The sequence below is a fragment of the Zoogloea sp. genome (assembly GCF_041908905.1).
Lineage (GTDB): Bacteria > Pseudomonadota > Gammaproteobacteria > Burkholderiales > Rhodocyclaceae > Zoogloea.
Window position 1 is genome coordinate 65267 of the sequence record NZ_JAYREK010000018.1, and the last position, 8790, is coordinate 74056.

General features: G+C 64.7%; 11 protein-coding genes. 8 read left to right on the forward strand and 3 right to left on the reverse strand.

All coding sequences use genetic code 11. From position 1 onward, the window contains the following. Positions 1 to 881, forward strand: an 881-nt coding sequence (mnmA, locus tag ACE3OU_RS11395; RefSeq protein WP_374241682.1) for a tRNA 2-thiouridine(34) synthase MnmA, incomplete at its 5' end; no start/stop codon positions are given. 69 nt (positions 882 to 950) lie between these two features. Here mnmA and ACE3OU_RS11400 read toward each other — a convergent pair. Both ACE3OU_RS11400 and ACE3OU_RS11405 read right to left on the reverse strand, forming a co-directional pair. After that, entirely contained in the window at positions 951 to 1583 is a 633-nt protein-coding gene (locus ACE3OU_RS11400; protein ID WP_374241683.1) for a lytic transglycosylase domain-containing protein, read from the reverse strand. A 4-nt stretch (positions 1584 to 1587) separates the two neighbouring features. Further along, on the reverse strand, positions 1588 to 3306 hold the full coding sequence (locus ACE3OU_RS11405) for a proline--tRNA ligase (protein WP_374241684.1): 1719 nt from the start codon (positions 3304 to 3306) through the stop codon (positions 1588 to 1590). 153 nt (positions 3307 to 3459) lie between these two features. Between ACE3OU_RS11405 and ACE3OU_RS11410 the strand changes: the two genes are divergently transcribed. Genes ACE3OU_RS11410 through coq7 form a run of 3 tightly spaced genes read left to right on the forward strand, consistent with a single transcriptional unit; the run spans position 3460 to position 5196 of the window. Then, positions 3460 to 4008, forward strand: coding sequence for an RNA pyrophosphohydrolase (locus ACE3OU_RS11410; protein ID WP_374241685.1), 549 nt, complete (start codon positions 3460 to 3462; stop codon positions 4006 to 4008). Next, positions 4005 to 4550: a CNP1-like family protein gene (locus ACE3OU_RS11415; RefSeq protein WP_374241686.1), complete on the forward strand. Its 546-nt coding sequence runs from the start codon at positions 4005 to 4007 to the stop codon at positions 4548 to 4550. The genes ACE3OU_RS11410 and ACE3OU_RS11415 overlap by 4 nt, the downstream gene beginning before the upstream one ends. Positions 4551 to 4575: 25 nt before the next feature. Further along, positions 4576 to 5196 carry a 2-polyprenyl-3-methyl-6-methoxy-1,4-benzoquinone monooxygenase gene (gene coq7, locus ACE3OU_RS11420; protein WP_374241687.1) on the forward strand — a complete coding sequence of 207 codons (621 nt, stop codon included), beginning with the start codon at positions 4576 to 4578 and terminating at the stop codon, positions 5194 to 5196. A gap of 41 nt (positions 5197 to 5237) precedes the next feature. Here coq7 and ACE3OU_RS11425 read toward each other — a convergent pair whose 3' ends face one another. Further along, a complete protein-coding gene (locus ACE3OU_RS11425) occupies positions 5238 to 5654 on the reverse strand; it encodes an OsmC family protein (RefSeq protein ID WP_374241688.1) in 417 nt (138 codons plus the stop codon). 522 nt (positions 5655 to 6176) lie between these two features. Here ACE3OU_RS11425 and rplM point away from each other — a divergent pair. The 4 genes from rplM to erpA all read left to right on the forward strand — a co-directional run bounded on the left by rplM (position 6177) and on the right by erpA (position 8616). Further along, positions 6177 to 6605: a 50S ribosomal protein L13 gene (rplM, locus tag ACE3OU_RS11430; RefSeq protein ID WP_374241689.1), complete on the forward strand. Its 429-nt coding sequence runs from the start codon at positions 6177 to 6179 to the stop codon at positions 6603 to 6605. Positions 6606 to 6617: 12 nt separating this feature from the next. Beyond that, positions 6618 to 7010, forward strand: a complete 393-nt coding sequence (gene rpsI / locus ACE3OU_RS11435) for a 30S ribosomal protein S9 (RefSeq protein WP_141351686.1) — start codon at positions 6618 to 6620, stop codon at positions 7008 to 7010. Positions 7011 to 7136: 126 nt separating this feature from the next. After that, positions 7137 to 8165: an N-acetyl-gamma-glutamyl-phosphate reductase gene (gene argC, locus ACE3OU_RS11440; protein ID WP_374241690.1), complete on the forward strand. Its 1029-nt coding sequence runs from the start codon at positions 7137 to 7139 to the stop codon at positions 8163 to 8165. A gap of 100 nt (positions 8166 to 8265) precedes the next feature. After that, positions 8266 to 8616 (forward strand): iron-sulfur cluster insertion protein ErpA, encoded by a 351-nt coding sequence (gene erpA / locus ACE3OU_RS11445; RefSeq protein ID WP_374241691.1) that lies wholly within the window; start codon positions 8266 to 8268, stop codon positions 8614 to 8616. Positions 8617 to 8790 lie beyond the last annotated feature (174 nt).

Genomic DNA, 8790 nt, shown 5'->3' on the forward strand with positions numbered 1-8790 from the left:
ACAAGGACCGGGTGTTCGCCGAGTTCCTGCGCGAGTACGAGGCCGGCCGCACGCCGAACCCGGACATCCTGTGCAACTCCGAGATCAAGTTCCGGGCCTTCCTCGACCACGCCCTGGCCCTCGGCGCCGACCGCATCGCCACCGGCCACTACGCCCAGGTGCGCGAATGGACCAACGACGGGCGCACCGAATTCCAGCTCCTGAAGGCCGAGGACGGCACCAAGGACCAGAGCTACTTCCTGTACCGCCTCAACCAGGCCCAGCTCTCCAAGACCCTGTTCCCGCTGGGCGGGCTGTACAAGCGGGAGGTGCGCAAGATGGCCGAGGCGGCCGGGCTGCACGTGTTCAACAAGAAGGACTCGACCGGCATCTGCTTCATCGGCGAGCGCCCGTTCCGGGAGTTCCTGTCGCGCTACCTGCCGGCCAGGCCGGGCGAGATCCGCACCCTGGAGGGCGACAAGGTGATCGGCCAGCACCAGGGCCTGATGCACCACACCATCGGCCAGCGCAAGGGCCTGATGATCGGTGGCCTGAAGGGCAACCAGGATGCGGCCGGTGAGCACGACGCCTGGTACGTGGCCCGGAAGGATGTGGCTCAGAACGTGCTGTACGTGGTGCAGGGCCACGACCACCCGGCGCTGCTCAAGGAGCGCCTGGTCGCCACCGAGCTGTCGTGGGTGTCGGGCCGCGATCCGCGCACCCACTGGGTGTACACCGCCAAGCCGCGCTACCGCACCCCCGACGCGCCCTGCGAGATCGATGCCCTGGCCGACGGCCGCGCCGAGATCGCCTTCGCGCAGCCCCAGTGGGCGGTGACGCCGGGGCAGAGCGTGGTGATCTACGAGAGCAAGGTCTGCCTCGGGGGCGGCATCATCGCCTGAGGCTGGACGGCTCAACGTACACAGGGCGCCGCGGCGCCCTGTTTTTTTACTGCCCGAGACGCCCGGAGGCTAGTTCTGGGCCAGCCGCAGGCTGTCCGGATAGCTCCAGTTGCGCTCCCAGGCGGCCCGCACGAGGTTGGGGTATTCGGCCCGGCCCAGGCTGCCGTTGTAGCGGCCCAGGGCACGGAAGAGGTCGCCCTTCTCGATGTCCAGGTAGTGGCGCAGGATCGTGCAGCCGAAGCGCAGGTTGGTGCGCATGTGGAAGAGGTTGGTCTCCTCGTTGCCGATCAGCCGGGCCCAGAAGGGCATCACCTGCATGTAGCCGCGGGCGCCGGCGCTGGACAGGGCGTACTTCTTGAAGCCGCTCTCGACCTGGATCAGGCCGAGCACCAGCTGCGGGTCGAGGCCGGCGCGGGTGGCCTCGTAGTGCACCGCCCGCAGCAGCTCGGAACGGTAGGCCTCGTCGGGGATGCGCCGGGCGAGGCGCTGGGACATCTCGGCCAGCCAGCGCGCCCGCTCGGGGGAGCGCTGGAAGCTCGGGTCGAGGGGCGCCTGGTCGGCCACCGCGGCGTGCAGGGCAGCCTGCACGCTGGCGGCCAAGGGCTCGTACTGCTGGTTGCCGGCGTGCGCCCCCGTGACCGTGCCGCCCGCCACGATGAGGGCGAGGAGGCTCCGGCGGAGGAGGGGGCGCAGCGCTCGCATGGGCTCAGCCCTTCAGCCGGGCGATGACCGTGGCAGCCACCTCGGCCACCGGCAGCTTGGTGGCTTCGGGGTCGCGCCGGCCCTGGTATTCGACGACGCCTTCCTTCAGGCCGCGATCGCCGATCACCACCCGGTGCGGGGTGCCGATGAGCTCGTTGTCGGCCAGCAGCGAGCCCGGGCGCTCGTCGCGGTCGTCGAGGAAGGCGTCGATGCCGGCGGCGGTGAGCTCGGCGTAGAGCGCGTCGGCGGCTTCGCGCACGGCCTCGGACTTGGCGTAGCCCATCGGCACGATGGCGACCTGGAAGGGCGCCATGGCGTCGGGCCAGATGATGCCGCGGGCGTCGTTGTTCTGCTCGATGGCGGCGCCCAGGATGCGCGACACGCCGATGCCGTAGCAGCCCATCTCCATGACCTGCTCCTTGCCCTGCTCGTTGAGGAACTTGCAGCCGAGGGCTTCGGAGTACTTGGTGCGCAGCTGGAAGATGTGGCCCACTTCGATGCCGCGGCAGATCTCGAGGGTGCCCTTGCCGTCGGGCGACGGGTCGCCGGCCACCACGTTGCGCAGGTCGGCCACTTCGGCCTCGGGGAAGTCGCGGCCGATGTTGACGCCGGTGTAGTGGTGGTCGTCCTCGTTGGCGCCGGTGACGAAATCGGCCATCGCGGCCACCGTGCGGTCCATCACCACGCGGCCGCTGAAGCCCACCGGGCCCAGCGAGCCGGCGTTGGCGCCGAAGGCGGTGAGGATGTCGGCCGGGGCGGCGAAGGTCAGCGGGTTCTTGATGCCGGCGATCTTCTGGGCCTTGACCTCGTTGAGCTCGTGGTCGCCGCGGATGAGCAGGAGCACCGGCTTGTTGCCGGAGGCTTCGTCGCCATCAACCACGATGGCCTTGACGGTGCGGCTGGCCGGCACCTTGAGGAAGGCGGCGAGCTCGTCGATGGTCTTGACGCCGGGGGTGTGCACCTTGGTGAGCGCGGCCGACGCGGCCGGGCGCGGGGTGGCCGGGGCGAGGGCCTCGGCCAGCTCGACGTTGGCGGCGTAGTCGGAGTCGGGGCAGTAGGCGATGTCGTCCTCGCCGGTCTCGGCGATCACGTGGAACTCGTGGGAGCCCGTGCCGCCGATCGAGCCGGTGTCGGCGGCCACCGCGCGGAACTTCAGGCCGAGGCGCTGGAAGATGCGGTGGTAGGTGTCGTACATGTTGCGGTATTCGCGCTGCAGATCCTCGAAGGAGCTGTGGAAGGAGTAGCCGTCCTTCATCACGAACTCGCGGCCGCGCATCACGCCGAAGCGCGGGCGGATCTCGTCGCGGAACTTCATCTGCACCTGGTAGAAGTGCTTGGGCAGCTGGCGGTAGCTCTTGAGCTCGCGGCGCACCACGTCGGTGATGACCTCCTCGTGGGTCGGGCCGACGACGAAGTCGCGGTCGTGGCGGTCCTTGAAGCGCAGCAGCTCGGGGCCGTAGAAGTCCCAGCGGCCGGATTCCTGCCACAGCTCGGCCGGCTGCACCGCCGGCATCAGCACCTCGATGGCGCCGGCACGGTTCATTTCTTCCCGGACGATCGCCTCGACCTTGCGCAGGGCGCGCAGGCCCAGGGGCATCCAGGTGTAGATGCCGCCGGCGAGGCGTTTGATCAGGCCGGCGCGCATCATCAGTTTGTGGCTGATGACTTCAGCGTCGGAGGGGGCTTCCTTGAGCGTGGAGAGGAAGAACTGGGAGGCGCGCATGACAGAATCCATTGTGAATACAGCCCATAATTTTACCGTGCACCGGGGCGCTGGCGGCGTGCGACTTGCATCGCCCCGATTCGGGTGCGCGCCTTTCATGGGCGGTCGAATTGTGGAAGAATTCTGGGCAGTTCATGAATTAAAGGTTGCAACATGCTCGACCGTGAAGGCTATCGGCCTAACGTCGGCATCATTCTGGTGAATGCGCGCAACGAGGTTTTCTGGGGCAAGCGGATACGAGAACATTCCTGGCAGTTTCCGCAGGGCGGAATCAAGCACGGCGAATCGCCGGAACAGGCCATGTACCGTGAGCTCTTTGAAGAAGTCGGCTTGAAGCCTGAGCACGTCCGTATCATCGGCCGCACCCGCGGCTGGTTGAGGTACGACGTGCCCAAGCACTGGATCAAGCGTGAGTGGCGCAATACCTATCGCGGGCAGAAACAGATCTGGTTTCTGCTGCGGCTGGTGGGGCGCGACTCGGACGTCTGTCTGCGCGCGAGCAATCACCCGGAGTTTGATGCCTGGCGCTGGAGTTACTACTGGGTGCCGCTGGAAGCGGTGATCGAGTTCAAGCGCGGCGTTTATCAGTCGGCGCTGCTGGAGCTTTCACGCCTGCTGTTTCGCAACAGCCTCTTCGAGGTGCCGGCAAGCTACCTGCCGCCCGGCGGAACGGACGGGCATTCCGAGGCGCCGCGCTCGTGAAAACAACTGTTTCCATGCATATTTTATCCTCTCGGCTGCGGGACGGCGTGCTGGCGGCCCTGGCGCTCTGCTGTCTTGCACAGCCGGTCGCGGCGCAGCGCACAGCCCTCTTCGAAGGGAGCGCCGAAGCCGAGTGGAAGGAGGCCGCGCTTCGGCTTCCCGCCTATCCTTCGGCTGCCGACCTGATCCCGCTGGACGTACGCAGTTCGACCAGCACGCGCTTCTTCGTCGATGCTCGTTCGCTTAGCCTCGCCGAGGACGGGGTGGTCCGCTATACCCTGGTCGTGCGCGGTGCTGGCGGTGCCGAAAACGTAAGCTTCGAGGGCATCCGCTGCGCCACGGCCGAGCGCAAGCTCTATGCGCTCGCGCGGGCAGGCGAGTGGGTGCCCGCCCGGAGCGACGCCTGGCGGCAGATCGAGGACAACGCGTTCAACCGCCAGCATGCGGTGCTCGCCAAGGAGTATTTTTGTCCGCCTGGCGCTGCTCGCCCGTCCTTGCCGGAAATTCTCGACCTGCTCCGCAAGGACGCCGGTCTGCGTTGACTGTTGTGATGGAATGGGGTGAGAGATGATCGATCAGCTGATAATCGGTTTCGACCGGGCCTTGCGCACGGTCTTTGCCAACGCCCAGACGGTGCGCCCGGTGCCGGGCGAGGATCGGCCGGAGGCCGAGATGTCCGACGAGGAGCGGCGCCGCGCGGCGGCGCTGATGCGCGTCAATCACTGCGGTGAGATCTGTGCGCAGGCCCTCTACCAGGGGCAGGCGCTGATGTCGGACAACGCCGACATCAAGAAGGCATTGGCGGGGGCAGCCCAGGAGGAGACCGAGCATCTGGCCTGGACAGAGCGGCGCATCGCCGAACTGGGTGGCCGCAAGAGCCTGCTGAACCCGCTGTGGTACGGCGGCTCTCTGGCGATCGGGATGCTGGCGGCACGCTTCGGCGATCGGGCCAATCTGGGCTTTCTCGCCGAGACGGAACGTCAGGTCGAAGCCCACCTCAAGAGCCACCTGGAGCGCTTGCCGGAACAGGATCTCCGCTCGCGTGACATCGTCGACCAGATGAAGGCCGACGAGATCGCCCACGCCGAGACGGCGCTGCGTCTCGGTGGGGTTGAGCTGCCGGTGCCGATCAAGGCGGCCATGAAGGCCAGCTCGAAGGTCATGACCGGCGTTGCCTACTGGGTCTAGCGGCCGCCGCTGGTCCTGCGTGTTGCCAGGGCCGGAGGGGCTCAAGCCTCAATGATTTCCCAGGTGTGTTCGATCTCGGCGGTCTTGCCCAGCATTATGGTCGCCGAGCAATACTTTTCGTACGACAGCTTGATGGCACGTTCGACGGAGTCGGGCTTGAGGTTGCGGCCGGTCACCGTGTAGTGGAAGGCGATCCGCGTGAACACCTTCGGGTCGGTGTCGGCGCGCTCGGCCTTCAGGCTGACCTGGCAGTCGGTGACGTCCTGGCGGCTGCGCTTGAGGATCAGCACCACGTCGAAGGCGGTACAGCCGCCGGCGCCGGCCAGCATCATCTCCATCGGCCGCGGCGCGAGGTTGCGACCGCCCGCCTCGGGGGCGCCATCCATCGTCACGGTGTGGCCGGAGCCGGTTTCGGCCATGAAGGTCATCCCGTCGACCCACTTCACTACACATTCCATCCTTGCGTCCTCTCAAACGGCTGTTGGGGGGGGGGGGGGGGGGGGGCCCCCCCCCGCGGGGGGGGGGGGGGGTGGTGCGGGCGGTGGCCACTCCGGCGGGCCGGCTTGTGTTGCGTTGCAATGTACGGGGCGCGATGGAGCGCCCGGTAGGCCAGCGGATCTGCCGCTTGTGGCTGGTGGTCGGGCAGTCATATCAATGTCTTACGGCGTGATCCTGCGATAAGAACGATTTATAAAACGATCGGAACATTTTTTGTCGCAATGCACAAAAAAGGCTTGCCTGGTCTCTGGAGGGTGGAGATAATTTGGTCAGTCCAGTTGCTCTTGTAGTCCGGAGCGGCTGAAAGGTGTCTCCTCCACCCTCCTCCTTTGGTGTGGATTCAGCGCAGGCTTCCCCGCCTGCGCTTTTTTTGTCCATTTTGCGCGATAGCGTTTGACATCGGTCCGGGCTGTGCGATAGACTCCGCGGCTTTCCGAATTATGGTCGTTCCCGGTGTCGGGAAAAGTGTCTAAGGAATCTTCATGAAAACGTTTTCTGCCAAGCCGCATGAGGTCAAGCACGACTGGTTCGTTGTCGACGCGACGGATCTGGTCCTTGGTCGGCTTGCTTCTGAAATTGCGCGTCGCTTGCGCGGCAAACATAAGGCCATCTACACGCCGCACGTCGATACCGGTGATTACATCGTTGTCGTCAACGTCGACAAGCTGCGCGTGACCGGCAACAAGGCCCAGGACAAGAAGTATTACCGTCACTCCGGTTACCCGGGCGGTATCTACGAAACCAACTTCACCAAGCTGCAGCAGCGCTTCCCTGCTCGCGTTCTTGAGAAGGCTGTCAAGGGCATGCTGCCCAAGGGCCCGCTCGGCTACGCCATGCTCAAGAAGATGAAGTGCTACGCTGGCGCCGAGCATCCGCACGCCGCCCAGCAGCCCCAAGTTCTCGCGATCTAAGAGGAGCCGACAATGGCTGTGACTTACAACTACGGCACCGGTCGTCGCAAGTCGGCGGTTGCGCGTGTCTTCATCAAGAAGGGCTCCGGCAACATCGTCGTGAACGGCAAGCCGGTTGACCAGTTCTTCTCCCGCGAAACCGGTCGCATGATCGTTCGCCAGCCGCTCGTGCTGACCAACTTCGTCGATACCTTCGACATTCTGGTCAACGTCACCGGTGGTGGCGAATCCGGTCAGGCCGGCGCTGTCCGCCACGGCATCACCCGTGCCCTGATCGACTACGATGCGGAGCTCAAGTCCCCGCTGAAGAAGGCCGGTCTGGTGACTCGCGATGCCCGTGAAGTCGAGCGTAAGAAGGTCGGTTTCCGCAAGGCGCGTCGTCGCAAGCAGTTCTCGAAGCGTTAATCGCTTCCGTGTTGTACCAAAAAGCCGCCTTCGGGCGGCTTTTTGTCATCTGGACGTAGTATCTTCGGCGGATCCGTTGTTGAAGCCGGCTGATGGCCGGTTGTTCATTTCCTGTTGGGGGCGAGCATGATCAAAGTTGGTGTGGTGGGTGGTACCGGTTACACGGGCGTCGAACTCCTGCGTTTGCTGGCGCAGCATCCTGAAGTCGAAATCAAGGCGATCACGTCCCGGGGTGAGGCGGGCATGCCGGTGGCTGACATGTTCCCGAGCCTGCGTCGGCGGGTGGACCTGCGTTTTGTCGAGCCCCAGTCCGCCGATCTCGCTTCCTGTGATGCAGTGTTCTTTGCGACGCCCAACGGCATCGCCATGCAGCAGGCCGTCGAGCTCGTCAAGGCGGGTGTCAAGGTGATCGACCTGGCCGCCGATTTCCGCATCACCGACATCGCGGAGTGGGAGAAGTGGTACGGCATGAAGCACGCCTGCCCCGATCTGGTCGCCGAGGCGGTATATGGTCTGCCCGAGGTCAATCGCGAGGCGATCAAGGGTGCGCGGGTCATCGCCAACCCGGGTTGCTATCCGACGGCCGTGCAGCTCGGTTTCCTGCCGCTCGTCGAAGCCGGCATCATCGAGCTCGACAGCCTCGTGGCGGACGCCAAGTCGGGGGTGTCGGGGGCGGGGCGGAAGGCCGAGACCCACATCCTGTTCTCCGAATCCGCCGACAACTTCCAGGCCTACGGTGTGGCCGGCCACCGCCATCTGCCGGAGATCCGGCAGGGCTTGTCGCGTTACGCCAAGGCGCCGGTGGGGCTGACTTTCGTGCCGCACCTGACGCCGATGATCCGCGGCATCCACGCCACCCTCTACGGCCGGCTCAAGAAGGACGTGGATCTGCAGGCCCTGTTTGAAGAGCGCTTCGCCGGCGAGCCCTTCGTCGATGTGATGCCTAGGGGTTCGCATCCGTCGACCCGTTCCGTGCGGTCGGCCAACATGTGCCGCATTGCCGTTCATCGTCCGCAGGGGGGTGACGTGGTAGTGGTGTTGTCGGTGATCGACAATCTGGTGAAGGGGGCTGCAGGCCAGGCCGTGCAGAACCTCAACATCCTGTTCGGCCTGCCCGAAACCACCGGCCTCGGACAGATCCCGGTGATGCCCTGAACTAAACACGACTAGATTGGTCGACTATTTATCGTCAGCGTCTTGACCGGGTGGGCAGGCGCTGACCATAATTCAAAGACTAATTTGAAGGAGTTGTTCCATGAATGCCGTGACCGAAACCCCGAGCGTGCTGGTCTTTACCGACAGTGCTGCCAACAAGGTTAAGGAATTGATCATCGAGGAAGGTAACCCCGACCTGAAGCTGCGGGTTTTCGTGAACGGCGGCGGCTGTTCCGGTTTCCAGTATGGTTTTACCTTCGATGAGATCCGCAACGACGACGATACCGTGATGGAAAAGGACGGCGTGATGCTGCTGATCGATCCGATGAGCTACCAGTATCTCGTCGGCGCCGAGATCGACTACACCGAAGGCCTGGAGGGGTCCCAGTTCGTGATCCGCAATCCGAACGCGACCAGCACCTGCGGCTGCGGCTCCTCGTTCTCCGTTTGAGTTGCCGGAAGTTGCACAAAAAAGGGCGCCTGAGGCGCCCTTTTTGCTTGGCTATGTCACCGTTGCCTGTGGAACCGTACCCCCTGCAATCTGTCTGAATATACAGTTTTGCTGCAATCAGGAGGGTGGCGATGAAACCGCTTGATTTCAAACATATCCTGCAATCGCTGGTGC

Coding starts and splice junctions, on each gene's coding strand:
- argC (WP_374241690.1), top strand. CDS start 7,137: ATGATCAAAGTTGGTGTGGTGGGTGGTACCGGTTACACGGGCGTCGAA.
- rplM (WP_374241689.1), top strand. CDS start 6,177: ATGAAAACGTTTTCTGCCAAGCCGCATGAGGTCAAGCACGACTGGTTC.
- rpsI (WP_141351686.1), top strand. CDS start 6,618: ATGGCTGTGACTTACAACTACGGCACCGGTCGTCGCAAGTCGGCGGTT.
- ACE3OU_RS11405 (WP_374241684.1), bottom strand. CDS start 3,306: ATGCGCGCCTCCCAGTTCTTCCTCTCCACGCTCAAGGAAGCCCCCTCC.
- ACE3OU_RS11425 (WP_374241688.1), bottom strand. CDS start 5,654: ATGGAATGTGTAGTGAAGTGGGTCGACGGGATGACCTTCATGGCCGAA.
- coq7 (WP_374241687.1), top strand. CDS start 4,576: ATGATCGATCAGCTGATAATCGGTTTCGACCGGGCCTTGCGCACGGTC.
- ACE3OU_RS11400 (WP_374241683.1), bottom strand. CDS start 1,583: ATGCGAGCGCTGCGCCCCCTCCTCCGCCGGAGCCTCCTCGCCCTCATC.
- ACE3OU_RS11410 (WP_374241685.1), top strand. CDS start 3,460: ATGCTCGACCGTGAAGGCTATCGGCCTAACGTCGGCATCATTCTGGTG.
- erpA (WP_374241691.1), top strand. CDS start 8,266: ATGAATGCCGTGACCGAAACCCCGAGCGTGCTGGTCTTTACCGACAGT.